21 protein-coding genes are annotated in these 24,817 nt (G+C 75.7%); 7 read left to right on the top strand and 14 right to left on the bottom strand.

Features of this window, described 5'->3' with window-relative positions:
* Window positions 1-335: 335 nt before the first annotated feature.
* Window positions 336-851, bottom strand: coding sequence for a YceI family protein (locus tag ACI79R_RS19020; protein WP_456575226.1), 516 nt, complete (start codon window positions 849-851; stop codon window positions 336-338).
* The gene (locus tag ACI79R_RS19015; protein WP_456575225.1) at window positions 848-1,387 is read right to left on the bottom strand and encodes a hypothetical protein; all 540 of its coding nucleotides are present in this window, start codon (window positions 1,385-1,387) and stop codon (window positions 848-850) included. Before ACI79R_RS19015 ends, ACI79R_RS19020 begins: the two co-directional genes overlap by 4 nt.
* Window positions 1,388-1,543: 156 nt before the next feature.
* Between ACI79R_RS19015 and ACI79R_RS19010 the strand changes: the two genes are divergently transcribed.
* The gene (locus ACI79R_RS19010) at window positions 1,544-4,345 is read left to right on the top strand and encodes an ATP-binding protein (RefSeq protein ID WP_456575224.1); all 2,802 of its coding nucleotides are present in this window, start codon (window positions 1,544-1,546) and stop codon (window positions 4,343-4,345) included.
* Here the strand turns inward: ACI79R_RS19010 and hemG are convergent.
* A complete protein-coding gene (gene hemG / locus ACI79R_RS19005; protein ID WP_456575223.1) occupies window positions 4,342-5,715 on the bottom strand; it encodes a protoporphyrinogen oxidase in 1,374 nt (457 codons plus the stop codon). The genes ACI79R_RS19010 and hemG overlap by 4 nt on opposite strands.
* The gene (gene hemE, locus ACI79R_RS19000; RefSeq protein WP_456575222.1) at window positions 5,712-6,767 is read right to left on the bottom strand and encodes a uroporphyrinogen decarboxylase; all 1,056 of its coding nucleotides are present in this window, start codon (window positions 6,765-6,767) and stop codon (window positions 5,712-5,714) included. The genes hemG and hemE overlap by 4 nt, the downstream gene beginning before the upstream one ends.
* A gap of 72 nt (window positions 6,768-6,839) precedes the next feature.
* On the opposite strand from hemE, the gene ACI79R_RS18995 reads away from it, so the two are divergent.
* Both ACI79R_RS18995 and ACI79R_RS18990 read left to right on the top strand, forming a co-directional pair.
* Window positions 6,840-7,475, top strand: coding sequence for a DUF3000 domain-containing protein (locus tag ACI79R_RS18995; RefSeq protein WP_456575221.1), 636 nt, complete (start codon window positions 6,840-6,842; stop codon window positions 7,473-7,475).
* Between the two features lie 132 nt (window positions 7,476-7,607).
* Window positions 7,608-8,846: an HRDC domain-containing protein gene (locus ACI79R_RS18990; protein WP_456575227.1), complete on the top strand. Its 1,239-nt coding sequence runs from the start codon at window positions 7,608-7,610 to the stop codon at window positions 8,844-8,846.
* Window positions 8,847-9,042: 196 nt separating this feature from the next.
* On the opposite strand, the gene ACI79R_RS18985 is transcribed toward ACI79R_RS18990, so the two are convergent.
* From ACI79R_RS18985 to ACI79R_RS18975, 3 genes are all read right to left on the bottom strand, one after another.
* Entirely contained in the window at window positions 9,043-10,326 is a 1,284-nt protein-coding gene (locus ACI79R_RS18985) for a sugar ABC transporter permease (RefSeq protein WP_456575220.1), read from the bottom strand.
* On the bottom strand, window positions 10,326-11,123 hold the full coding sequence (locus ACI79R_RS18980; protein ID WP_456575219.1) for an ATP-binding cassette domain-containing protein: 798 nt from the start codon (window positions 11,121-11,123) through the stop codon (window positions 10,326-10,328). The genes ACI79R_RS18985 and ACI79R_RS18980 overlap by 1 nt, the downstream gene beginning before the upstream one ends.
* 68 nt (window positions 11,124-11,191) lie before the next feature.
* Window positions 11,192-12,292 carry a sugar ABC transporter substrate-binding protein gene (locus ACI79R_RS18975; RefSeq protein ID WP_456575218.1) on the bottom strand — a complete coding sequence of 367 codons (1,101 nt, stop codon included), beginning with the start codon at window positions 12,290-12,292 and terminating at the stop codon, window positions 11,192-11,194.
* Window positions 12,293-12,518: 226 nt separating this feature from the next.
* Between ACI79R_RS18975 and ACI79R_RS18970 the strand changes: the two genes are divergently transcribed.
* Both ACI79R_RS18970 and ACI79R_RS18965 read left to right on the top strand, forming a co-directional pair.
* A complete protein-coding gene (locus tag ACI79R_RS18970) occupies window positions 12,519-13,736 on the top strand; it encodes a thiolase family protein (protein ID WP_456575217.1) in 1,218 nt (405 codons plus the stop codon).
* Entirely contained in the window at window positions 13,733-15,817 is a 2,085-nt protein-coding gene (locus ACI79R_RS18965; RefSeq protein ID WP_456575216.1) for a 3-hydroxyacyl-CoA dehydrogenase NAD-binding domain-containing protein, read from the top strand. Before ACI79R_RS18970 ends, ACI79R_RS18965 begins: the two co-directional genes overlap by 4 nt.
* Before the next feature lie 85 nt (window positions 15,818-15,902).
* On the opposite strand, the gene dxs is transcribed toward ACI79R_RS18965, so the two are convergent.
* The 5 genes from dxs to ACI79R_RS18940 form a co-directional block, all read right to left on the bottom strand.
* Window positions 15,903-17,831 (bottom strand): 1-deoxy-D-xylulose-5-phosphate synthase, encoded by a 1,929-nt coding sequence (gene dxs / locus ACI79R_RS18960; protein WP_456575215.1) that lies wholly within the window; start codon window positions 17,829-17,831, stop codon window positions 15,903-15,905.
* Between the two features lie 103 nt (window positions 17,832-17,934).
* Entirely contained in the window at window positions 17,935-18,303 is a 369-nt protein-coding gene (locus ACI79R_RS18955) for a hypothetical protein (RefSeq protein WP_456575214.1), read from the bottom strand.
* 99 nt (window positions 18,304-18,402) lie between these two features.
* Window positions 18,403-18,633, bottom strand: a complete 231-nt coding sequence (locus ACI79R_RS18950) for a DUF4177 domain-containing protein (protein WP_456575213.1) — start codon at window positions 18,631-18,633, stop codon at window positions 18,403-18,405.
* A gap of 25 nt (window positions 18,634-18,658) precedes the next feature.
* Entirely contained in the window at window positions 18,659-19,996 is a 1,338-nt protein-coding gene (locus tag ACI79R_RS18945; protein ID WP_456575212.1) for a class I SAM-dependent RNA methyltransferase, read from the bottom strand.
* On the bottom strand, window positions 19,989-22,025 hold the full coding sequence (locus ACI79R_RS18940; protein ID WP_456575211.1) for an APC family permease: 2,037 nt from the start codon (window positions 22,023-22,025) through the stop codon (window positions 19,989-19,991). Before ACI79R_RS18940 ends, ACI79R_RS18945 begins: the two co-directional genes overlap by 8 nt.
* A gap of 170 nt (window positions 22,026-22,195) precedes the next feature.
* On the opposite strand from ACI79R_RS18940, the gene ACI79R_RS18935 reads away from it, so the two are divergent.
* Window positions 22,196-22,864 carry a potassium channel family protein gene (locus ACI79R_RS18935; protein WP_456575210.1) on the top strand — a complete coding sequence of 223 codons (669 nt, stop codon included), beginning with the start codon at window positions 22,196-22,198 and terminating at the stop codon, window positions 22,862-22,864.
* On the top strand, window positions 22,864-23,526 hold the full coding sequence (locus ACI79R_RS18930; RefSeq protein WP_456575209.1) for a potassium channel family protein: 663 nt from the start codon (window positions 22,864-22,866) through the stop codon (window positions 23,524-23,526). The genes ACI79R_RS18935 and ACI79R_RS18930 overlap by 1 nt, the downstream gene beginning before the upstream one ends.
* A 7-nt stretch (window positions 23,527-23,533) precedes the next feature.
* On the opposite strand, the gene ACI79R_RS18925 is transcribed toward ACI79R_RS18930, so the two are convergent.
* Together ACI79R_RS18925 and ACI79R_RS18920 are read right to left on the bottom strand one after the other, a co-directional pair.
* Window positions 23,534-24,382: a DUF3159 domain-containing protein gene (locus ACI79R_RS18925; protein ID WP_456575208.1), complete on the bottom strand. Its 849-nt coding sequence runs from the start codon at window positions 24,380-24,382 to the stop codon at window positions 23,534-23,536.
* A gap of 56 nt (window positions 24,383-24,438) precedes the next feature.
* Window positions 24,439-24,816: an OB-fold nucleic acid binding domain-containing protein gene (locus tag ACI79R_RS18920; RefSeq protein ID WP_456575207.1), complete on the bottom strand. Its 378-nt coding sequence runs from the start codon at window positions 24,814-24,816 to the stop codon at window positions 24,439-24,441.
* Window position 24,817 lies beyond the last annotated feature (1 nt).

Raw genomic sequence — 24,817 nt, 5'->3', positions numbered from 1 at the left:
CCACCCCGCACAAGGGCACCCCGCACCCCCCCCCCCCCCCCCACCCCCCCCCCCCCCCCCCCCCCCCCCCCCCCCCCCCCCCCCCCCCCCCCCCCCCCCCCCCCCCCGGTCCGGGCACGGCGCGCCCGGTGCGGGCGGCGATCGCGTCGACCACCCGCTCGGGGGTCCCGCTGGCCGCCCGCCCCCTCAGGGCCATGTCGAGGTAGGTCACGGCGTTGAGGACGGTGGTGCCGGCCGCGCCCGCGGCCAGCCCCCGCGCGAGGGACCCGATCACCCGTGCAGCCTGCCCGGGCCGCCGGACCGGCGGCAACCCGGGCGGCGCACGTCCGGCCTGCTCAGCGGGGCTGCGCGAGCACCGCGTCGACCTCGATGGTCACCAGCCGGCCGACGAGCACCCGCGGGGCCCGGATGCCGACCGCGGTGCGGTCCAGCTGTGCCGTCGCGCGGATCCGCAGCACGCCGTCCGCGAGCTCGGGTCGCCCGGTGACGGCCAGCGGCGCGGACTCCCCGCGCAGCCGCAGCGTGCCCACCGCCGTCCAGGCACCGTCCTCCTCCGCGCGGAAGCGGTCGGCCGACCAGCTCATGACCGGGTGCCGGTCGATGTCGAGGAAGCGGGGTGCGCGCAGGTCGGCGTCCCGCCGGGCGATGCCGGTGTCGATGGTGCCGAGGTCGAACTCGGCCCGGGCCGACACCGGGGCGCCCGTCGGCGCGACCTCGACCTCGCCCCAGACGACGGCGACCGAGCCGTGCACCGGCCGCCCCAGGTTGCCGACGGTGAAGGTCACCCGCGTGCGGCTGTCCGAGACGCTCCAGCGTCCCGCGACGGGCGCCGGGCGCAGTCCGGCGGTCACGACCGCGCCTCCACCGGCAGCCGGGCGAGCAGCACGCGCCCGGTCCGGATGCGGTCCGGTCCGCGCAGCAGCGCGGGGTCCTCGCCGGGCAGCAGCTCGGTGGCGCCGATGGCCTCCCGCACCCGCTCGTGGGTGCCGGGGTCGACGGCGAGGCCGACGACGACGAACCGGTCGTCGGCGGAGCGGAGCACCAGGGAGGCCACCACCCCCTCGATGGACCGGACGGCCGGCCAGATGCGCTCGCGGTTGCTGCGCTCGACGGCCGCCGCGGCCGCGGGATCGCCGTCGCCGTTGAGCCAGACCAGCTGGGCGTGCGTCGCCGGCCGGCCGGCCGCGGGGCCGGTCATGACGTCGGTGACGGCGTAGATCCGGCCGCCGGCGGCGCCGGCCGCGTCACGGTCGGGCCAGAGCGCGACCAGCGTGCCCTCGCTGCCGTCGTCGTCGGCCACGGCGACCGCGCCGTCGGGCTGCCCGCCGACGACGGCGAGGGGATCGCCGTCCCCGACGGCGGGGACGGGGTGCAGGGTGGCGTACACGGGGATCTCCTCCCTCGGGCCGGCGGCTCCGGCCCGCACGGACGACGATCCGGCCGGCGCGCGCCCCGGACATCCGTGCTCCCACGCAGAGCCACCACGCAGATCCAGCACGCAGACCGGTACGCAGACGCGGCCGGCCCCGGGATACTCCGGCCCGTGGCGACCGCATCCCCGGGAGCCGACTCCGGCCCCTTCGTCGGCCGGGCCGCCGAGCTCGCCGGGCTGAGCGCAGCGCGGGCCGCGGCGCGGGCCGGGGCCGGGGCGCTGGTGCTCGTCTCCGGGCCGCCCGGCATCGGCAAGACCCGCACGGTCGAGGAGGCCACCACCGGCGCCGCCGTCCTGTGGGGCCGCTGCGTGGACGACCCGGGCGCCCCTCCCCTCTGGCCGTGGCGGCAGGTGGTGCGCCGCCGTCCGGAGGTGGCGGCCGCGGTCGCCGGTGCCCTCGCCGAGGTGGACCTCCGGGCAGGTGACCCGGAGGCCGCGCGGTTCCGGGTGGTCGACACCGCGACCGAGGCGCTGCTGGCCGCGGCCGGGCCGGAGGGCCTGGTCGTCGTCCTCGAGGACCTGCACTGGGCCGACGACACGTCGCTGCGGCTGCTGCGGCACCTGGCCGGCGAGCTGCCCCGCTCCCGGTTGCTGGTCGTGGGCACGCACCGCGACCCGCCGGCCGGGAGCCCGCTGGAGCGCGCCCTGCCCGAGCTGCTGCGCCGTCCGGCGGCCCGCGCCCTGCCCCTGGGCCCGCTCGGGGAGGACGACGTCGTCGCCTACCTGCGCGGCACCGCGCGCGAGCCGGCGACGGCGTCGCGGCTGCACCGCCGCAGCGGCGGCAACCCGCTGTACCTGCGGGCGCTCACCCGGCTGGCCCCGAGCGAGGAGGCCGGCCCGGAGCTGCGCCACCTGGTGCGCACGTCGCTGGCCGCACTGGCGCCGGGCACGCTGACGCTGCTGGAGGCGGCGGCGGTCCTCGGCGAGGAGGTCGACGCCGAGCTGCTGGCCGACGTCACCGGCCGGCCGGCGGCCGACGTGGCGGCCGCCCTGGACGACGCCGTCCGCGCCGGGGTGCTCAGCACCGTCCCCGACCTGCCCGGGCGGCGCCGGTTCCTGCACGCCGTCGTGCGCGACGTCGTCTCCGCCGACCTGCCGCCCAGCCTCCGGGAGGACCTGCACCGGCGGGCGGCGCGGGCGCTGGAGCTCCGCGCCCCGGACGACGGCGCGCTCGCCGGGCCGGTCGCCGGCCACTGGCTGCGCGCGGCCCGCACCCCCGAGGAGTGGCGTACCGCGGCCGGCTGGGCCCGGCGGGCGGCGGCCGCGGCCACCCGGGCGCTGGCCTTCGACGAGGCCGCCCGGTTCCTCGAGGCCGCCCGGGACGCCGCCGACCGCGCCGCGCCCGGCGAGGAGGAGCGCGCGGAGCTGCTGCTGGAGCTGGCCACGGCGCGGTACCGGGCCGGCCGCTTCGCCGAGAGCCTCGACGCCGCCGCCGCGGCGTCGGACGCGGCCGCCGCCTGCGGGCGCGACGACCTCGTCGCCGCCGCGGCCCTCGTGGTGCAGGACGTGGCCGCGCCCGGCTTCCCCCCGGCCCTGCTCCGGCTCGCCGAGCGGGCCCTCGCCGGCCCGACCGCGGGCACCGATCCCGCCCTGCGCGCCCGGCTGCTCGCGCAGAGCGCCTCCGTGCTCGCCGACGCCGGCCGCACCGGCGCAGCGGCGGAGCGGGCCGGCGAGGCGCTGGCCCTCGCCGAGGCCTGCGGCGACCCGGCCGCGGTCCTCGACGCGGTCCGGGCGCGGGTCAAGGCAGCGCCGGCCGCGCTGCCGGTGTCCGAGCGGCTGCGGCTGGGACTGCTCGCCGTCGACCACGCCGCCACCACCGGCCGGCCCCTGGTCGAGCTGTGGGGTGCCAAGTGGCGGATCGACGCCGCCCTCGAGGTGGGCGACACCGCCCTCGCCGAGGAGGAACTGGACCGGGTCTCCGCGCTGGCCCGGCGCACCCGGCTGCCGCTGGTGCGCTGGCACGACCTGCGGCTGCGGGCCTCCCTCGCCGCGCTGACCGGCCGGTTCGCCGAGGCTCACGCCCTCGACGAGCGCGCCCGGGAGATCGCGCTCACCGAGCTGACCCAGGACGTCTCCGCCGTCGGCATGTCCGGTGCCTTCGCCTTCCAGCACGCCCAGGTCATCGGCGACCACACGGCCTGGGACGACGCGGTGCTCGCCGCCCTCGCGCGGGCCGACGACGTGCCGATCGTGCTGGTCAGCCGGGCCGTGGTGCTGCTGGTCCGGGAGGGCGCGGAGGCGGCCCGGCCAGCGTGGGAGCGGCTGCGGCGGCGGCTGGCCGACGACGACTTCACCAGCGCGTCCGGCGTCGACGTCAACCTGGTGCCGCTGGTGGAGGCGTTCGCCGACGCCGAGGCCGCGCGCGTCCTGGCCGCGCAGATCGCCGCCCACCCGTACGCCGTCGTCGGCGCCGGCGTCTACTGCTCGGGGTCCACCGCAGCCCTGCTCGGGCGGCTGGCGGTGGTACGCGGCCGGCTCGACGAGGCCATCGGGCACTTCGAGGAGGCACTGGAGATCGACACCGGCACCGGGGCGGTGCCGGCCACCGTGCACGACCGCACCGGGCTGGCGGGTGCGCTGCTGGACCGCGGGCGCGCCGCGGACCTGCCGCGGGCGCTCGACCTCGCCCGCGCGGCCGCCCGGGACGCGCGGCGGCTGGGGATGCCCGGGCTCCTGCGCACCGCCGACGAGCTGGTCCGGCGGGCCACGGCGGCACGGTCCGCGGCCGATCCCCTCACCCCGCGCGAGCGGGAGATCGCCGCGCTGGTGGCCGCGGCCCGCACCAACCGGCAGATCGCCGAGGCGCTGGTCGTGTCCGAGCGCACCGTGGAGAGCCACGTGCGCAACATCCTGGGCAAGCTCGGCGCCGCCAACCGCACGGAGCTGGCCGCGCGGGTGCGCACCGGCGGCTAGAGCAGCGCCTCGAGCGCGTGCTGGGCGTCGCGGATGCAGGCCGGCACGCCCACCCCGCGGAAGGCCGCGCCGGCGATCGCCAGGCCCGGCACCTCGCTGACCGCGGCGCGCACGGCGTCCACCCGCGACTGGTGGCCGACCAGGTACTGCGGCAGGCCGCCGCCCCACCGGACGACGGTCGTCTGCACCGGCTGCGGCCGCGCCAGCCCGAGCAGGTCGGCGACGTCGGCGACCACCGCGGCGGCGAGGTCGTCGTCGGCGCGCTGCAGCTCGGCCTCGTCGCCGTAGCGGCCGACCGACGAGCGCACCAGCAGGTGCTCGCCGGACGCCAGGTGCGGCCACTTCGCCGAGGAGACGGTGACGCCCTTGACCAGCCGGCCGGTGACCGGCGGGATCAGCAGGCCGGAGCCGGCGTCGACGTCCTGGGCCGGGAAGGCCATCGCGACCACGGCCATCGACGCGTACGGGATGCCCTGCAGCGGCTCGACCGCGGCGGGCGCCACCTCGCCGAGCAGCCGGGCGGCCTTGCCGGCGGGGGCGGTGACCAGGACGGCGTCGGCGGTCAGCAGCTCGGGGGCGGCGGCCGGGCCGATCGACAGCTCGAAGCCGGCGCCGGTGCGCCGCAGCGCGTGCGCGGGGGTGCGCAGCCGGACGTCGGCGCGGGCCGCCGCCACCAGGGCCGCCGGCAGGGAGCCGATGCCGTCGGTGACGGTGGCGAACACCGGGCCGTCGGCGTCGCCGCGGCTGCGGATGCCGGCGTCCCGGGCCGCGGCGGCCGCGGCCAGCACCGAGCCGGCGGTGGGCAGGTGCGCGGCCAGGGCCGGCATCGTCGCGACCAGCGACAGCTCGTCGGCGCGGCCGGCGTAGACGCCGCCCAGCAGCGGCTCGACCAGGCGGTCGACCACCTCGTCGCCGAGCCGCTGGCGCAGCAGCCCGCCGACGGGGGCGTCGCCGGAGAACGCCAGCGGCGGGAGGTCGGCCTCGGCCCGCACCCGCGCGACGCCGTCCGGGGTGAGGACGCCGTCCAGCCCGTCGGCCGAGGCCGGCACGCCCAGCACGGTGCCGGCGGGCAGCGGGTGCCGCCCGTCGGGGAGGACGACGGAGGCGCGGGTGGTGGCCGGGGCGACCAGCCGGTCGCCGAGCCCGAGCGCCTCGACCAGCCGCACCGCCTCGGGCACCCGGGCCAGCATCGCCTCGGGCCCGGTGTCGTACCAGGTGCCGGCCAGCTCGACGCGGTGCAGCTTGCCGCCCACCCGGTCGCCGGCCTCGAGGACGACGATCTCGTCGTCCGGCCGCCGGCGCCGCCACTCGAAGGCCGCGGCCAGGCCGGTGATCCCCGCGCCGACGACGACCAGGCGGCGCGGGCTCATCGCGCGCTGAGCTCGTGCACCAGTTCGACGACCCGGGTCAGCACGTCGGGGTCGGTGTCGGGCAGGACGCCGTGGCCGAGGTTGAACACGTGCCCGCGGGCCGCGCGGCCCTGCTCGACCACGCGGCGCACCTCGCGCTCCACGGTCTCCCGGTCGGCCAGCAGCACGGCCGGGTCCAGGTTGCCCTGCAGCGACCGCTGCGGGCCGACCCGCCGGGCGGCCTCGTCCAGCGGCACCCGCCAGTCGACGCCGACGACGTCGGCCCCGGCGTCACCGATCAGCGGGAGCAGCTCACCGGTGCCCACGCCGAAGTGGATCCGCGGGACGTCGCGGTCGCCGAGGCCGTCGAAGACCGCCCGCGAGTGCGGGAGCACCCGCTCGGCGTAGTCGGCCGCCGAGAGCACGCCGGCCCAGGAGTCGAACAGCTGCACCGCCGAGGCACCGGCGTCGACCTGGGTGCGCAGGAAGGTGGCGGCCGAGACCGCGAGCCGGTCGAGCAGCCGGGTCCAGGCCTCGGGCTCGGCGTACATGAAGGCCTTGGTGCGCGCGTGCTCCTTGGAGGGGCCGCCCTCGATCAGGTAGGTGGCCAGGGTGAACGGCGCCCCGGCGAAGCCGATCAGCGGCGTGCCGCCGAGCTCGGCCACCAGGCGGCGCACCGCGGTGGCGAGGAACTCCAGCCGCTCGGGCTCGAGGTCGGGCAGCGCGTCGACGTCGGCGACGGTGCGCACGGGGTCGGCCACGACCGGCCCGATGCCCGGCTTGATCTCGATGTCGACCCCGGCCACGACCAGCGGCAGCACGATGTCGGAGAAGAGGATCGCGGCGTCCACGCCGTGCCGCCGGACCGGCTGCAGGGTGATCTCGGTGACCAGGTCGGGGTCCTGGCAGGCCGCCAGCATCGCCGTCCCGGCGCGCAGGGCGCGGTACTCGGGCAGCGACCGGCCGGCCTGGCGCATGAACCACACGGGCGTCCGGCCGACCGGCAGACCGCGGGCCGCGCGGACGAGGTCCGAGTCGGCGGGGGCAGGGGCGGAGCCGGCAGGAGCAGTCACGACCGTCGATCCTCCCAGACGCGGCGCGGCGCGTCGGGCGCACGGGGCGGCGCGCCGCCCTACCCTGCGAGCGTGGAGCCACGCAGCTCGGCCGCCCGTCTCGGGGACGGCGCCGGCACCGGGACCGGGGGCGAGCCCCCGGAGGCCTTCCGCGCCGCCCTGGCGGCGCTGGCGGGCCTGCGCGTGCGCCCCGAGATCGTCGTCGAGCCCATCCCGCCGCCGCAGCGGCTGGCGCCGTGGGCCTACGCGGTCGGCGCGCGGGTCGTCGATCCCGAGGGCGACGAGGACGACGAGGTGGGCACCGGCCGGTTCATCGTGCTGCACGACCCCGCCGGGCACGAGGCATGGCAGGGCACCACCCGCTGCGTGGGCTACCTCTCCGCCGAGACCGACGAGCACATGGTCGACGACGCGATGTTCTCCGAGGTCGCGTGGAGCTGGCTGACCGACGCGCTCACCGAGACCGGCGCGGCCTGGCACGCGCTCGGGGGCACGGTCACCCGCACCGCCTCCACCCGCTTCGGTGACCTGGCCGGCGTCGAGCACACCGTCGACGTCGAGATGCGCGCCTCCTGGACGGCGGAGGACACCGCCCTCGACCGCCACCTGGACGCCTGGCTGCAGGTACTCGGCAACGCCGCGGGCCTCCCCCCTCCGGGGGTGCACCTGCTGGGTCCCAGCGGACCCTCCGGCGGCGGGGGTCTCTAACATCGGTGGCCTGAGGGGCTCGATGCCCCCGCGTGCCGGGAGCACCCTTCCCAGCGCCTGCCCTCCGGCCGGGCGCTGCGTGCGGCCCCAGCCGGCCGACGACGACGAGACGGGCGAGAAGGTGGACGAGCGCTGAGCACCGAGCCGCTCCCAGCTCCCGAGGACGACCAGGCACCGCCGGCCACCCCGCTGCTGGCACCCCGCGACGGCCTCCCCCCGGTCATCGACACCTCCACCGCGCTGGTGGAGTACGCGCAGGCGCTGGCCGCCGGCAGCGGGCCGGTGGCCGTGGACGCCGAGCGGGCCTCCGGCTACCGCTACGGGCAGCGGGCCTACCTGGTGCAGCTGCGCCGCGCCGGCGCCGGCACCGGGCTGATCGACCCCGTGCCGCTGCCGGACCTGTCGGTCGTCCAGGAGGCGATCGCCGACGCCGAGTGGGTGCTGCACGCGGCCAACCAGGACCTTCCCTGCCTGGCCGAGATCGGCCTGGTGCCCCGGCGGGTCTTCGACACCGAGCTGGCCGCGCGGCTGGCCGGCCTGCCCCGGGTGGGGCTGGGCGCGGTGGTGGAGTCGCTGCTGGGCTGGTCGCTGCAGAAGGGCCACTCGGCCGCGGACTGGAGCACCCGGCCGCTGCCCGAGGAGTGGCTGGTCTACGCCGCCCTCGACGTCGAGGTGCTGGTCGACCTGCGCGACGCCCTCGCCGCGATCCTCGAGGAGCAGGGCAAGACCGAGTGGGCGCGGCAGGAGTTCGAGGCGATCCTGGCCGCCGGCCCGCCGGCCCCCAAGGCCGATCCGTGGCGGCGCACGTCCGGCGTGCACGGGCTGCGCAGCCGCCGCCAGCTGGGCATGCTGCGCGCGCTGTGGGAGGCCCGCGACGACCTCGCCCGCAAGCGCGACGTCGCCCCCGGGCGGGTGCTGCCGGACTCGGCGATGGTCTCCGCCGTCCAGGCCGATCCGCAGGACGAGGGGAAGCTGCTCGAGCTGCCGGTGTTCCGCGGGCGGGCCAACCGCCGGCTGGTGGCGTACTGGTACGGCGCGATCACCCGCGGCCGCGCGCTGCCCGAGGACGAGCTGCCCCCGCACAGCCGGCCGGGCGAGGGCCCGCCGCCGGTGAACCGCTGGGGTGACCGGGACCCGGCGGCGGCCACGCGGCTGCAGGTGGCGCGGGCCGGGCTGGCCGAGCTGTCGGCGAAGCACGCCGTCCCGGTGGAGAACCTGCTCTCCCCCGACCTGGTCCGCCGGCTGATGTGGACCCCGCCGGAGCCCCGCGACGCCGGGACGGTGGCCGCGGCGCTGCGCGTCGGCGGTGCCCGGGAGTGGCAGGTCGAGCTCACCCGCGACCTGCTGACCGACGCGGTCAACCGCGCCTGACCGCGCCCACCCCGGTATAGGAGGCTTTGCGCACGCTTCCAGGCAGGAAACGTGCGCAAAGCCTCCTATGCCTCCCGGCGCCGCAGCACGACGGGCGCGCCCGCCGATGGCGGACGCGCCCGTCCGGTGCACCTGTCCCCGGGACCGCTCCCGGGGTGCCCGGGGGGCGGCGGACCGATCCGCCGCCCCCCGGGCCCTAGCGGCCTGTGGCGGCCGTCCGGCGCCGCGCCAGGGCGTCGACGGTGGCGGCCAGCAGCAGCACGCCGCCGGTGATGATGAAGTTCAGGTACGCCGCCACCTGCAGCAGCCCGAGGCCGTTGTCGATGATCGCGATGAGCAGACCACCGAGGACGGCGTCGCGCACCCGCCCGCGGCCACCGAAGAGGCTGGTGCCGCCGATGACCGCCGCGCCCACGGCGTAGAGCAGCGTGTTGCCGCCGCCCGAGCCCGGGGTCACCGAGCTCAGCCGCGCCGCCGCCACCAGACCGCTCACGGCGGCCATGGAGGAGGAGAGCCCGAACACCAGCACGCGGATGCGGGTCACGCTGATGCCGGCCCGGCGGGCCGCCTCGGCGTTGCCGCCGACCGCGTACACGTGCCGGCCGAAGGTGGTGCGGCCGAGCACGAAGGTCAGCACGAGCAGCAGCACCACGACCACGGGGATCGCGTACGGGATGCCGCGCAGTTCGACCGCGACCGCCCGCGCCCGGTCCTGGTTCATGATCCAGGTCACCAGCAGGACCACGACCGCGATGACCGCCACCCGGGCACCCACGACCGCCAGCGGCTGGTGCGCCAGCCCGCGCGAGCGCTGCACCCGCCAGCGGTTGAGCTGCACCGCCGCGTAGAGGGCGATCACGACCACGGCGAGCACCCAGCCGATGGCCGGCGGGATGTAGTCGTTGACCAGCCCCCGGATCACCGGCTCGCGGATCGGCACGGTGCCGCCCTGGCCGATGATCCACAGCGTCACGCCCTGGAAGCCCAGGAACAGCGCGAGGGTCACCACGAACGACGGGATGCCGATCAGGCCGACCAGGATGCCCGTGATCAGGCCGATGACCAGCCCGGCGAGCAGCGCGGCGAGGATCGCCACGTACCAGGACAGCCCGGCCTCGCGCAGCAGTTGCGCCGAGATCGCGGCGCACACGCCGCTCACCACACCGGCCGACAGGTCGATGTCCCCGAGCAGGAGGACGAAGACCAGCCCCATCGCCAGCAGGGTGATCGGCGCGGCCTGCACGAACAGGTTGGTGATGTTCAGCGGCGTCAGGAAGGTGTTCGGCCGCAGCGCGAAGAACAGGATCGTCAGCACGAAGATCCCGAGGATCGCCGGGAGGGCCCCGAGGTCGCCGCCGCGGACGCGGTCGACGTAGCCGCGGACGGCGCCGGAGAGCGTGCTCTCCGACCGGTCGTTCTCGAACCCGCCGGTCGGTGCGCCGCCGGGCTCGGCCTTGCTGGTGGAGACGACGCCGGCCATCAGATCCCTGCCTCGGCGACGGCGGGCGCGATGCCGAGGTCGCCCGATCGTCCTGCGGTGATGAGTTCGATGACCTGGGCCCGGTCGACCTGCCCGATCGGCACGTCGGCGGCCATGCGGCCCAGGTAGAGCGCCGCGACCCGGTCGGACACCTCGAAGACGTCGACCATGTTGTGGCTGATGAAGACCACCGCGTGGCCGGTGTCGGCCAGCCGGCGGACCAGGTCGAGGACCTGCCGGGTCTGCGCGACGCCGAGTGCGGCGGTCGGCTCGTCGAGGATGACGACCTTGGACTCCCACAGCACGGCCTTGGCGATCGCCACGGTCTGCCGCTGGCCGCCGGAGAGGCTGGACACCAGCTGGCGCACCGACTTCAGCGTGCGCACCGAGAGCTTGGTGAGGGTGTCGCGGGCGGCCTGCTCCATCGACGCCTCGTCGAGCAGGATGCCCTTCTTCCGCTCGCGGCCCAGGAACATGTTCTGGACGACGTCGAGGTTGTCGGCCAGCGCGAGGTCCTGGTAGACGACCTCGATGCCCAGCGCGGCGGAGTCGCGCGGCCCCGTGATCGCCACCGGCCGCCCCTCGAAGAGGATCTCGCCGCCGTCGATGGGGTGGATGCCCGCGATGGACTTGATCAGCGTGCTCTTGCCGGCGCCGTTGTCGCCGACGAGCGCGGTGACCTTGCCGGGGTAGACCTTCAGGTCCACCCCGTGGAGGACCTGGACGGCGCCGAAGCTCTTCTCGACACCGCGCAGCTCGAGGATCGGCCCGCCGGCGGCGGACTCTGGGACGGACATTGCGGTTCCTCCTCGGAACACGCTCTCGGGGCGCCCCCCGTGTGCGGAGGGCGCCCCGAGAGGCGGGATCACTCGATGCCGAGCTCGGTGCAGGCGGCGGCGTACTCGCCGGTGCAGAGGTCCTCGGCGCTGACCTGCCCGTCCTCCACGACCTGGCTCACGTTGTCGCGGGTGATGGTGATCGGGTCGAGCAGGACCGACGGGACGGTGCGGCCACCCTCGGCGTCCTCGGACTCGCCGTTGACGATGTCGGGCTGCTCCTCGCCGTTGATCAGCGAGATGGCCAGCTCGGCCAGCGCGTTGGCCTCGTCGGCGGCCGGCTTGTAGACCGTCATGCACTGGCGGCCGGCGAGGATGTTCTGCAGGCCCTCGAGCGAGGCGTCCTGACCGGTGACCGGCACCTGCCCGGCCTGGCCGTTGCGCTCCAGGGTCTGGATCGCGGCGTTGGCCAGGGTGTCGTTGGCGGCGAGGACGCCGTCGATCTCACCGTTGGTCTGGGTGTACATCTGCTCGAAGATCGTCGCGGCCTGGTCGGGCTCCCAGCCCGGGACGGCCTGCTCGGCGATCTGCGTGTAGCTGTCGATCGCGTCGAGCACCTCGTGCGCGCCGTTGGCGAACAGCGTGGCGTTGCTGTCGTCGGGCGAGCCGTTGAGGAAGGCGATGTTGGCCTCGACGTCGCCGAGGCAGTCGGCCAGGCCCTGGCCCTGCAGCCGGCCGACCTCGGTGTTGTCGAAGGAGACGTAGTACTCCGCCGAGCCACCCAGGGTGAGCCGGTCGTAGTCGATCGTCTGCACGCCCTGCTGGGCGGCGGTCTCCTGGATCTGCGCGCCGGAGGCGTTGTCCAGGTTGACGATGGCCAGGACCGTGACCCCCGAGGTGATCATCTGGTCGGCGATCGTCGCCATGCGCTGGGCGTCGCCCTCGGCGTTCTGGATGTCGTACTCCACGCCGGCCTCCTCGAAGGCCTGCTCGAGGAGCGGCCGGTCGAAGCTCTCCCAGCGGGGCGAGGACTCGGTGTCGGGGAGGATGACGCCGATCTTCTGGCCGGAGGCGTCGCCCCCGCCGCCCCCGCCGCCCCCGCTGTCGCCGCCGTCGCCGCCGCAGGCGGCCAGGCTGAAGACGAGCGAGGCCGCGAGGGCCGTCATGGTCGTGGTGCGCCGTCGCGCCATCGATGTTCCACCATTCGTCGTGTGATCCGTGTGGTGCCCGGCGGCCACTATGCGATCTGGATCACAGTGGCGGCAAGCACCGGCGGGGAGCGTTGCAGGACCGTGACGGGATCGCAAGAGAGCGCTCCCACGGTTCCGCTTGGAGTTCCTGTTACCGGCGGGTAACTTACCTCCTGCCGCTCCGCGTCCGGAGGCGGCGACGAACTCCTGCGGAGGTCCTGTGTCAGTGGAAGAGCGGCGGTCCCGCGCGCTGCGTGAGGTCGTCTTCGTCGACGGCGTGCGCACCCCCTTCGGGAAGGCCGGCCCGAAGGGCATGTACGCCGAGACGCGCGCCGACGACCTGGTGGTGCGCTGCATCCGCGAGCTGCTGCGCCGCAACCCGGCGCTGCCGGCCGAGCGGGTCGACGAGGTGGCGATCGCCGCGACCACCCAGATCGGTGACCAGGGGCTCACGATCGGGCGTACGGCGGCGCTGCTGGCCGGCCTGCCGAAGTCGGTTCCCGGCTACGCCATCGACCGCATGTGCGCCGGCGCGATGACCGCCGTGACCACGACCGCCAGCGGCATCGCGTTCGGCGCCTACGACGTCGCGATCGCCGGCGGGGTCGAGCACATGGGCCGCCACCCGATGGGCGAGGGCGTCGACCCGAACCCGCGGATCGTCAGCGAGAAGCTGGTCGACCCCTCGGCGCTGGTCATGGGCTCCACCGCGGAGAACCTGCACGACCGCTTCCCGCACCTCACCCGCGAGCGGGCCGACGCGTTCGCGCTGGCCAGCCAGCAGAAGTACGCCAAGGCCGTGGCCAACGGCACGATCGGCCCGGAGCTGGTGCCGGTCGCCACCCGCTCGGCCGAGGCCGGCTTCGGCCTGGCCACCGTCGACGAGCCGCCGCGGCCGGGCACCACCCTCGAGGGCCTGGCGACGCTGAAGACGCCGTTCCGGCCGCACGGCTCCGTGACCGCCGGCAACGCCGCGGGCCTCAACGACGGCGCCACCGGCTGCATCCTGGCCGCGGAGGAGGTCGCCGAGGAGCTCGGCCTCCCGGTCGGCATGCGGCTGGTCGGCTACGGCTTCGCCGGCGTCGAGCCCGAGGTCATGGGCGTGGGCCCGGTGCCCTCCACCGAGAAGGCGCTGGCCCGCACCGGCCTGTCGATCGAGGACATCGGCCTGTTCGAGCTCAACGAGGCCTTCGCCGTCCAGGTGCTGGCCTTCCTCGACCACTTCGGCATCGCCGACGACGACGAGCGGGTCAACCCCTGGGGCGGCGCGATCGCGATCGGGCACCCGCTGGCCTCCTCGGGCGTCCGGCTGATGACCCAGCTGTCCCGCCAGTTCGCCGAGCGGCCCGACGTCCGCTACGGCCTGACCGCCATGTGCGTGGGCCTGGGCATGGGCGCCACCGTCATCTGGGAGAACCCGAACTGGGAGGGCTTCGAGAAGTGAGCGCCGTCTTCGAGAACGAGGTCGTCACGCGGGCGCTGGTCCGCTACGTGCGGTACCCCGGGCTGGCCGGCGAGATCGCCCTCGTCACGCTGGACAACGGGCACGACCACACCCGGCCGAGCACCTTCGGTCCCGGCGGGCTGGCCGCCCTGGACGCCGCCCTCGACGAGATCGCGGCGCACACCCCGGCGCCCGCGGCCATCGCCGTGACCGGCAAGCCGTTCATCTTCGCCGTCGGCGCGGACCTCTCCGGCGTCCCGTCGGTCACCGACGCCGCGGCCGCGCGGGAGATCGCCGCGACCGGCCACCGCGTGTTCCGCCGGCTGAAGGACTCCGCCGTCCCGACGTTCGCGTTCGTCAACGGCGTCGCCCTCGGTGGCGGCCTGGAACTGGCGCTGCACTGCCACTACCGGACGATCAGCACCGGCGCCGCGGTCGCCTTCCCCGAGGCCTTCCTCGGCCTGGTGCCCGGTTGGGGCGGCACGCAGCTGCTGCCGAACCTCATCGGGATCGACCCGGCGGTCACCGTGATCGTCGAGAACGCCCTGTCGCAGAACAGGATGACGCCGGGCCCCAGGGCGGCGGAGCTCGGCATCGCCGACGCGCTGTTCGAGCCGGCCGACTTCCTGGAGCGGTCGCTGGAGTGGGCCGCCGGCGTGCTCTCCGGCTCGGTCACCGTCGAGCGCCCCCCGGTCGACCGGTCGGGCTGGGACGCCGCCGTCGAGCGGGCCCGGGCGATCGTGGCCGCGCGCACCCGGAACGCCTCCCCCGGCGCCGTCCGGACCGTGGAGCTGCTCGACCTCGCCCGCCAGGGGGTGGACGGCGACGCGTTCACCGCCGGCACCGCGGCCGAGGACGACGCGCTCACCGAACTGCTGATGAGCGACCCGCTGCGGGCCTCGCTGTACGCGTTCGACCTGGTGAACAAGCGGGCCAAGCGGCCGGCGGGCGCGCCGGACAAGGGCCTGGCCCGGAAGGTCACCAAGGTCGGCGTCGTCGGCGCCGGCCTCATGGCCTCGCAGCTGGCGCTGCTGTTCGCCCGGCAGCTCACGGTCCCGGTCGTGCTCACCGACATCGACCAGGCCCGCGTCGACAAGGGCGTGGCCTACGTGCACGGCGAGCTGGACAAGCTCGCCCAGCGCGGCCGGCTGTCGGCCGACCGGCTGAACCAGCTGAAGGGGCTGGTCACCGGCTCGCTGTCCAAGGACGTCTTCGCCGACGCCGACCTCGTCATCGAGGCCGTCTTCGAGGAGATGTCGGTCAAGCAGCAGGTGTTCGCCGAGGTCGAGGCCGTCGTCTCCCCCGAGTGCGTGCTGGCCACCAACACCTCGGCGCTGTCGGTGACCGAGATGGCCGCCAAGCTGGAGCACCCCGAGCGGGTCGTGGGCCTGCACTTCTTCAACCCGGTCGCCGTCCTCCCGCTGCTGGAGGTCGTGCGCGCCGAGCAGACCGACGACGCCACGCTGGCGACCGCCTTCGCCGTCGGGAAGTCGCTGAAGAAGAGCTGCGTGCTCGTCGCCGACGCCCCCGCGTTCGTGGTCAACCGGCTGCTCACCCGCTTCCTCGGCGAGATCATCGCGTCGGTCGAGCAGGGCACCCCGGTGGCCGTCGCCGACCGCGCGCTGGACCCGCTGGGCCTGCCGATGACGCCCTTCGAGCTGCTGACGCTCGTCGGCCCGCCGGTGGCGCTGCACGTGGCCGAGCGCATGCACGAGGCCTTCCCCGACCGCTTCTCCGTCGGCGAGGGGCTGCGGAGGATGGTCGAGCTGGGCAGGTCCTCGGTCTACAGCGAGCCCGGGGTCGTCGACCCCGACCTCGCCGGCATCGACGCCGGCGACGCCCCGCAGTCGGCGGAGGAGGTCCGCGACCGCGCGGTGCGCGCGCTGGCCGAGGAGATCCGGCTGATGCTCGACGAGGGCGTCGTCCAGGCGGTGCAGGACATCGACCTCTGCATGATCCTCGGCGCCGGATGGCCGTTCTGGCTGGGCGGCATCTCCGCCTACCTGGACCGCGCCGGCGTCTCGGAGCAGGTCACCGGCTCGCGGTTCCTGCCACCGGGCGTGGCGTCGCTCCCGGCGTAGCCACCCGGAGGACCGGCCCGGGCCCCCGCGGGGGCCCGGGCCGGTTCGCCTTCCGCGCGCGAATGGCGGGAGGAGGACGGGGCCCCTACCGCTGGATGCCCTCCACGGTCGCCGTCGCCGCCGCGGCCCGGGCGTCGGCGCGGTCGGCGAGCACCGCCGTCCACTCGGTGATCCGGCGGGCGATGTCCTGCTCGGTGAGCCCGGCGTCGGCGAGCACCTGGCCGCGGCTGCCGTGCTCGAAGAACTGCTGCGGCAGGCCCAGGGTGCGCACCGGCACGTCCAGCTCGCGGTCCTGCAGCGCCCGGGTGAGCGTCGTCCCGACGCCGCCGGCGCGGCCGCCGTCCTCGACGGTGACCACCAGCCGGTGCCCCGCGGCCAGGCTGACCAGCTCGTCGGCCACCGGCAGCACCCAGCGGGGGTCGACCACGGTGACCTCGATCCCGTGGTCGGCGGCGCGCTCGGCGACCGCCAGGCACATGGGCACCATCGAGCCGACGGCGACCAGCAGCACGTCGGGGCGGTCGCCGCGGCGCAGCACGTCGACCCGGCCGCGGCGCTCCAGCGCCGGGATGTCCGGCGGCAGGACGCCCTTGGGGAAGCGGACGACGGTCGGCCCGTCGGTCACCGCCACAGCCTCGCGCAGCGCCTCCCGCAGGGTCGCCTCGTCCCGCGGCGCGGCCAGCTGCAGCCCGGGGACGACCGAGAGGATCGACATGTCCCACATGCCGTTGTGGGAGGCGCCGTCGTCGCCGGTGACCCCGGCGCGGTCGAGCACGACCGTGACCGGCTGGCGGTGCAGCGCGACGTCCATGAGCAGCTGGTCGAAGGCGCGGTTGAGGAAGGTCGAGTAGACCGCGACCACCGGGTGCAGGCCGGCCATGGCCAGCCCCGCGGCCGAGGTCAGCGCGTGCTGCTCGGCGATGCCGACGTCGAAGGTGCGCTCGGGGAAACGCTCGGCGAACGGCGCCAGGCCGGTCGGGTGCAGCATCGCCGCGGTGATCGCCACGACGTCGGGCCGCTCGGCGCCGATCCGCACCAGCTCGTCGGAGAAGGCGTCGGTCCAGGCCAGGCCGGCCTTGCGGGCGCTGGTGCCGCTGTCGGGGTCGAAGACGCCGGTGGCGTGCCAGGCGTCGATCTGGTCGGTCTCGGCCGGCGGGTAGCCGAAGCCCTTGGTGGTGACGGCGTGCACGATCACCGGGCCGCCGAAGGAGCGGGCCCGGCGCAGCGCGGACTCCATGACCTCGGCGTCGTGCCCGTCGACCGGGCCGATGTACTTGAGGCCGAGGTCCTCGAACATGCCCTGCGGGGACAGGACGTCCTTGAGGCCCTTCTTGATGGCGTGCAGCGCGTCGTACAGCGCCGAGCCGACCACCGGCGCCCGGTGCAGGGCGTTGCGGACCTGGAGCAGCGCCTGCTCGTAGCCCGGCCGCAGGCGCAGCGTGGCGAGGGCGTCGGCGACGCCGCCGATCGTCGGGGAGTACGAGCGGCCGTTGTCGTTGACGACGACGACCACGGGCAGGTCGCGGGTGGCGGCGATGTTGTTCAGCGCCTCCCAGGCCATGCCGCCGGTGAGCGCGCCGTCGCCGATGACCGCGACGACCGGCCGCACGTCCCCGCGGACGGCGAAGGCCTTGGCCAGCCCGTCGGCGTAGGACAGCGCGGTGGAGGCGTGGCTGTTCTCGACCCAGTCGTGCTCGCTCTCCTGCCGGCTGGGGTAGCCGGACAGGCCGCCGCGCTGGCGCAGCCGCTCGAAGCCCGCCAGCCGGCCGGTGAGCATCTTGTGCACGTAGGACTGGTGGCCGGTGTCGAAGACGATCGGCTCGCGCGGGGAGTCGAAGACCCGGTGCAGCGCGATGGTCAGCTCGACGGTGCCGAGGTTGGGGCCGAGGTGCCCGCCGGTGCGGGCGACGCTGGTGACCAGCGCGTCGCGGATCTCCGCGGCCAGCACCGGGATCTGGTCGGCGGGCAGCGCCCGCAGGTCGGCGGGCGTGCGGAGTGAGCGCAGCAACGACACGGAGTGGTGGTGTCCTTCCTCCGTCGGCGGCAGGTCCACGGCTGGGCTACCGGCCGCCGACCCACTCTAACCGCGTCGCGCACGACGCATCGGGTGAGCGCGGCTACAGCCGCGGCACCCAGCGCTCCCCCCGCAGGGCGCCCGCGACGACCTCGACCGCGCGGGCCGCGGCGGCCAGCCGGGCACCCTCCCGCTCGTAGGCGGCGATGGCCGCCTCCATGGCGTCGGCGGGCAGGTCGTCGGCCAGCTCGACCCGCACGGTGCGCCAGCCGGCCCGGGCGGCCTCCAGCCCGGCGGAGACGTGGTCGCGGGCGAACCGGGCCAGCAGCACCGGGTACCGCCGCAGCACCTCGTGCGCGCGGTAGTCGGGTGGCACGAGGTCGAACAGCCAGGCGACGGCGGTGTGCTCCCAGTCCGGCGCACCCGGCGGGCGCACCGGGTCGGGCCAGCCCGGGGGCACTGTCGCGTCCACCCCGACAGTCTGCCCGACGTCGAACGCGTGTTCGAGCCAGGTGGCGCCGGGCGGAGTGCCACGGACGCGGAAGCCGCGCCGTGCCACTCCACCCGGGGGTCAGGCCTCCCTGGGCCGCTTCAGCCAGAACTGCTCGAAGCCCCACGTGCCGGCGCCGCTGGAGTGGTAGCTGACCAGCTCCCACCCCTCGGCGCCGAGCCGGTTGAGCACCGAGCTGGTGTCACCGCTCTGCCGCTCGAGGGTGCCGCCGGGCAGCTTGACGCTCACCCCCGCGCGCTGCGACTCCGCGTCGTTGGCCGTGATGACCGAGGCGTACTCCCAGATGGTCACCCGTGCACCGTAGCCGGGCAGCCGATCAGGACGTCGCGGGGACCAGCAGCGCGACGCACTCCACGTGCGCGGTCATCGGGAACGCGTCGAAGGCGCGCAGCCCGGCCGGCCGCCAGCCGGCGGCGGCGAACGCGGCGACGTCGCGGCCCAGCGACGCCGGGTCGCAGGCCACGTAGACGACCGCGCGCGCCCCCGACCCGGCCAGCACCCGGCTCACCGCGGCGCCGGCCCCGGCCCGCGGCGGGTCCAGGACGACGACGTCCGGCGCGCTCGGCAGCTCGGCGAGCAGCTCGGCCAGCCCCTCGGCGTCCACCTCGCCCTGCCACACCTCGGCCTGCGGGAGACCGGCGAGATTGGCCTCCGCCGCGGCGCAGGCGGCCTCGTCGGACTCGACGCACACGACCCGGCCGGACTCCCCCGCCGCAGGGGCCAGCGCGCCGCCGAAGAGCCCCGCGCCGGCGTAGAGGTCGAGCACCGTCTCCCCCGCGCGCACCCCGGCGAAGCCGGCCACCGCGGCCACCAGCGCGTCGGCGGCCGCGGGGTGCACCTGCCAGAACCCGGTGCCCTCGACCTCCCAGTCGCGGCCGCCGGCCGACCGCGCCGCCCGCGCGACCGGCTCGCCGGGCACCTCCTCGCCGGCGCGCAGCACGCGGGTCGAGGTCGGCACGCCGCGGCGGTCGAGCCGGGTGGTGGTCACCGTGCCCGTGGCGTCGACCGCGACGTCCACCGCGCCGGCGCCGGGCCAGCGGCGGGACAGCACGGCTGCGGCGGCCGGCTCGACGGTGATCGGGCAGTCGTCGAGCGGGACGACGTCGTGCGAGCGGTGCCGGCGCAGGCCGGGCACGCCCGACCGGTCGACGGCGAACCGGGCGCGGGACCGCCAGCGCAGCGGACCACCGGGCAGCTCCTCGACGACGAGGTCGCGCAGCACCGGGTCGTCGGCGGGGAGCCCGCCCAGCCGGGTGAGCTGCTCGCGGACGACGGCGGCCTTGAGCCGGTGCTGCTCGACCGGCGTGACGTGCTGCCAGTCGCAGCCGCCGCACCGGCCGGGGCCGCTGTACGGGCAGGGCCGCTCGACGCGCTCCGGGGAGGCCACCAGCACCGCCACGGCGTCGGCCCGGCAGAAACCGGCGTGGCGGTCCTCGGTGACCCGCACGACCACCCGCTCACCGGGCAGGGAGTGCCGCACGAAGACGACCCGACCCTCGTGCCGGGCCACGCAGTGGCCGCCGTGCGCGACCGGGCCGACCTCGACCTCGAACTCGCGGCCGGCCCATCCGAGGCCGTGATCGGGCCGGGCCGACCGCCGCGGCCGCCCGCCGGGGCCCCGCGCCGAGCGCGTGGGGCGTGGGGGTTCATCCATAGGGGGTGACCTCGGCGTCCTCGGTGATCCCCCGCCGCAGGTCGCCGGGCGCGGGGCCGTCGCCGTGGCCGCCGTCCTCCCGGCCCACCGAGCTCTCCAGCTGCCACGGCACCGTGGTGATCATGACGCCGGGCTGGAACTGCAGCCGGGCGCGCAGCCGCAGGGCGCTCTGGTTGTGCAGCAGGTTCTCCCACCAGTGGCCGACCACGTACTGCGGCACGAACACCACGACCAGCTCGCGGGGGCTGTCGCGGCGGATCGCCTTCACGTAGTCGAGGACCGGGCGGGTGATCTCCCGGTAGGGCGAGTCGAGCACGGTCAGCGGAACAGGGATGTCGTAGCGCTCCCAGTCGGCCTGCAACCCGCGGGTCTCCGCGTCGTCCACGTTGACCGTCAGCGCCGTCAGCGCGTCGGGCCGGGTGGCCCGGGCGAAGGCCAGCGCCCGCAGCGTCGGCTTGTGCACCTTGGAGACCAGCACGATCGCGTGCACCTTGCTGGGCAGCGTGCGCGCGTCGGTGTCGGGCACCAGCTGCTCGGCCACGTGCGAGTAGTGCCGGTTGATGGCCCGCATCAGCAGGAACAGCACCGGCATCACCAGCAGCACCAGCCAGGCCCCGCGGGTGAACTTCGTGATGACGATGATCACCAGGACGACGCTGGTGAGCGATCCGCCGACGGTGTTGATCAGCTGCGACCGGCGGATCCGGGCGCGGGCGGCCGCGTCGGTCACCGTGCGCAGCTCCCGGTTCCAGTGCCGCACCATCCCCCACTGGCCGATGGAGAAGCTGGTGAACACCCCGACGATGTACATCTGGATCAGCCGGTTGGGATCGGCCTGGAAGGCCACGATGAGCAGCGCGGCGAAGCCGGCCAGCAGCAGGATGCCGTTGCTGTAGACCAGCTTGTCGCCGCGGGTGTGCAGCTGGCGGGGCATGAAGCGGTCCTGGGCGAGCACCGAGCCCAGCAGCGGGAAGCCGTTGAACGCGGTGTTGGCCGCCAGGATCAGCACCAGGGCGGTGAAGGCCTGGATGTAGAAGAAGCCGACCGAGGTGTCCCCGCCGAAGGTCGCGGCGGCCAGCTGCGCGATGACGGTGCGCTGCGGCTCGGTCTCGCAGTCGGCGAACCCCTCCAGGTCGCAGGGGTGCTCGGCGTACTTGACGTCGGCGAGCAGGGCCAGCGCGGTGACGCCGGCGAACATGGTGGCGGCGATGCCGCCCATGAGCGCGAGCGTGGTGGCGGCGTTCCTGCTCTTCGGCGGCTTGAACGCCGGCACGCCGTTGGCGATGGCCTCGACGCCGGTGAGCGCGGTGCAGCCGGAGGCGAAGGCGCGCAGCGCGAAGAACACCAGCGCCAGGCCGCCCAGGTTGTCGTAGCCGGGCTCCGGGGTGATCGACCACGCGGCGCTCTCGGCGACGACGGGCGAGTCGGTGAGGAAGTCGCGGACCAGGCCGGTGACGATCATCACCATGATCCCGGCCACGAAGAGGTAGGTGGGGGCGGCGAAGGTCTTGCCCGACTCGCGCAGGCCGCGCAGGTTGGCCGCCGCGAGCAGCGCCACCAGGCCCAGCGCGATCAGCAGCCGGTGCTCGTCCAGCTCCGGGAACGCCGAGATGATGTTGTCGGTGCCGGCCGACACCGACACCGCCACGGTGAGCACGTAGTCGACCAGCAGCGCGCTGGCCACGGTGAGCCCGGCGAACCGGCCGTGGTTCTTCATCGCGACCTCGTAGTCGCCGCCGCCCGAGGGGTAGGCGCGCACGACCTGGCGGTACGAGAGCACCACGGTCGCCAGCAGCAGGACCACGCCGACGGCCAGCCACGGGGCGAGGAAGAGGAACGCCGTCCCGGCCAGCGTGAGGACGATGAGGATCTCCTGGGTGGCGTAGGCCACGGAGGAGAGCGGGTCGCTGGCGAAGATCGGCAGCGCGAGGTGCTTGGGCAGCAGCGACTCGCCGGCGCGGTCACTGCGGACCGGGCGCCCCAGGACGAGCCGTTTCGGGAGTTGTCCGAGGTCGGACAGCGATGGCACGGCGGCGATGGTACGGACGCCGGGGCGCCGCGTGCCGCGCCCCACGGGCGGACCCCGCTCCTCCGGGTGGGCCGCCGGGTCGCACCGGCCGCCTCCGGCCTCCCCGGGTGTAGCTTCGCGCCCGGCACGCGGGCGGTGGGCGCCCGCGCCGCGGACAACGGGAGCGACACGTGCACGTGGTCGTCATGGGCTGCGGCCGCGTCGGCTCGGCCATCGCGCGACGGCTGGAGGAGGTCGGCCACAGCGTCGCGGTCATCGACCAGGACCCGGAGGCCTTCCGCCGGCTCGGGCCGGACTTCGCCGGCCGGCAGGTGACCGGGCTGGGCTTCGACCGGCAGACGCTGCTCGACGCCGGCATCGACTCGGCGGGCGCGTTCGCCGCCGTCAGCAGCGGCGACAACTCCAACATCATCTCCGCGCGGGTGGCCCGCGAGACCTTCGGCGTCCAGCACGTCGTGGCGCGGATCTACGACTCCAAGCGCGCCGAGGTCTACGAGCGGATGGGCATCCCCAGCGTGGCGACCGTCCCGTGGACGGTGAACCGGCTGCTGCGCGAGCTGCTGTCGGTCAAGGTCAGCGAGCTGTGGCGGGAGCCCACCGGGCAGGTGCTGCTGATGCGGGTCACCGTCACCGAGGGCTGGGTGGGCCACAAGCTCACCGAGCTGGAGGCCGCCTTCGGCGCCCGCGCCGCGTGGCTGGTGCGCTTCGGAGAGGCGCAGCTGCCCACCCCGGTCACCGTCCTGCAGGACGGCGACCAGCTGATGGTGGCGGTCACCGACGCGATCACCGCCCGCGTGCACGAGGTCGTCGAGCGCGGCCCGCAGGGAGGGGACCACTGATGCGCGTCGCCATCGTCGGGGCCGGCGCCGTGGGCCGCTCCATCGCCGGGGAGCTGCTCAACAACGGGCACACCGTGATGCTCATCGAGAAGGACCCCCGCAAGGTGCGCACCCGCGCGGTGCCCGGCGCCGAGTGGGTGCAGGCCGACGCCTGCGAGGTCAGCTCGCTGGAGGAGGCCCAGCTGGCCACCTGCGACGTCGTCGTCGCCGCCACCGGCGACGACAAGGCCAACCTGGTCGTCTCGCTGCTGGCCAAGACCGAGTTCGCGGTCAACCGCGTCGTGGCCCGGGTCAAGGACCCGCGCAACGAGTGGCTCTACACCGAGGCCTGGGGCGTCGACGTCGCCGTGTCCACGCCGCGGGTGCTGGCCGCCCTCGTCGAGGAGGCGGTGACCGTCGGCGACGTCGTCCGGCTGATGAGCTTCCGCAAGGGCGCGGCCAACCTGGTGGAGATCACCCTCGCCGAGGACACCCCCTGGGTGGGCCGGCCGCTGCGCGAGGTGCCGCTGCCCCGGGAGACGGTGCTCACCGCGGTGCTGCGCGGCGACCGGGTCATCACCCCGTCGCCAGACGAGCCGCTCGAGGCCGGCGACGAGCTGCTGTTCATCACGCACGCCGACGTCGAGGAGCAGCTGCAGGAGGTCCTCTCCGCGCGCGGCTGAGCCGGCCTCAGGCCGCCGGGCGCTCCCGGCCCGGCTCCCCGGGAGGCGGCGCGGTGCGGTGCCGGTGCAGCCGGGCGACGACCCAGAGGGTCACCGCGATCTCCACCGCGGTGACCGGCAGGCCCAGCAGCAGGGACACGACGCCGAGCAGGGTGGCGTCGCCGCTGCCGCTCTCCACGTACAGCGGATAGGCGATCGCCGCGCGGATGAGGAAGACCGCCGCCCACATGACGGTCAGCCAGGCGTAGGCGCGCAGCAGCCGGCGGTCCTCCCGCCAGTGCTGCTCGGCCTCCGGGTCGGCCGGGCGCTGCCCGGTCTCGGGATCGCGGTCGCCCGGCTCGAGCACCGCCCGGGCGCGGTGGATCCGCCCGCGCAGGCCGGTGTGCGGGCTGCCGTGCGAGGCCATCGCGCCCAGGTGGCTGGGCGCCAGGAACTCGGCGATCACGCCGACCAGCGGCCAGCGCACGGCCACCGACCCCAGCAGGACGACCCCGATGCCGGCGTTGCGCAGGATGCCGACGACGTAGAAGTCGCGGGCCTGGCCCGAGGCGGCGGCGATCGCCACGGCGATGCCGACGGCGAACAGCCCGCTGACCGCCTGCTGCACGCTCTCCCGGCGGACCAGCCGCAGCGCGAAGACCAGCAGCGCGGCGCCGATGGCGCTCCAGATGCCGACCCGCAGCCCGCCCAGGGAGTTGGCCACGATGAAGGCGACGGTCGGCAGGGTGGCGTCGAGCATGCCCCGCCACCCGCCGAGCTGGTCGAGCACCAGGTGCCGGTCGAACACCGGCGCGCGCTCGGCTCCGTCGTCCGTGCCGTCGTCCGTGCCGCCGTCCGCCGCGCCGGTCGCGGCCACCGGACGGTCCTCCCCCGCCGGCCCCGTCCCGGACCGGTCGTCCCCGGCCGCAGCCGTCACCCGATGCCCAGCTCGTACCAGGGGTTGTAGATCACCTGGCGGCCCTCGAAGGAACCGAAGCGGCCGCGCGCGGTGAGGCTGCGGCCCGGCTCGATGCCGGGGATGCGGCGGCGGCCCAGCCAGACCAGCGTCACCGAGCCCGAGCCGTCGAACAGCTCGGCCTCGAGGGTGGGCACGGTCTCGCGCGGCGTGTAGACCACCGACTTCAGCCGGCCGGTCACCGTCACGACCGCGCCCTTGCGGCAGGCGCTGACCGCCTCGCAGCCCGCGCTCGCCGCCTCCTCGCGCAGCCGCTCGGCGTCGCGTGTCTGGTCGTCGGCGGTGAGGCGCTGCAGGGTCCGGGAGAACCACCCCGCCGGACGGGTCTCTGTCACG

Source organism: Blastococcus sp. SYSU D00820, assembly GCF_054050695.1.
This window is presented reverse-complemented; position numbering and strand designations above follow the sequence as displayed.

Excerpts from the sequence above, each read along its gene's own strand:
- hemG (WP_456575223.1), bottom strand. The coding sequence starts at position 5,715 with ATGAGCCCGCGCCGCCTGGTCGTCGTCGGCGCGGGGATCACCGGCCTG.
- ACI79R_RS18985 (WP_456575220.1), bottom strand. The coding sequence starts at position 10,326 with ATGGCCGGCGTCGTCTCCACCAGCAAGGCCGAGCCCGGCGGCGCACCG.
- ACI79R_RS18980 (WP_456575219.1), bottom strand. The coding sequence starts at position 11,123 with ATGTCCGTCCCAGAGTCCGCCGCCGGCGGGCCGATCCTCGAGCTGCGC.
- ACI79R_RS18975 (WP_456575218.1), bottom strand. The coding sequence starts at position 12,292 with ATGGCGCGACGGCGCACCACGACCATGACGGCCCTCGCGGCCTCGCTC.
- ACI79R_RS18945 (WP_456575212.1), bottom strand. The coding sequence starts at position 19,996 with ATGGATGAACCCCCACGCCCCACGCGCTCGGCGCGGGGCCCCGGCGGG.
- ACI79R_RS18930 (WP_456575209.1), top strand. The coding sequence starts at position 22,864 with ATGCGCGTCGCCATCGTCGGGGCCGGCGCCGTGGGCCGCTCCATCGCC.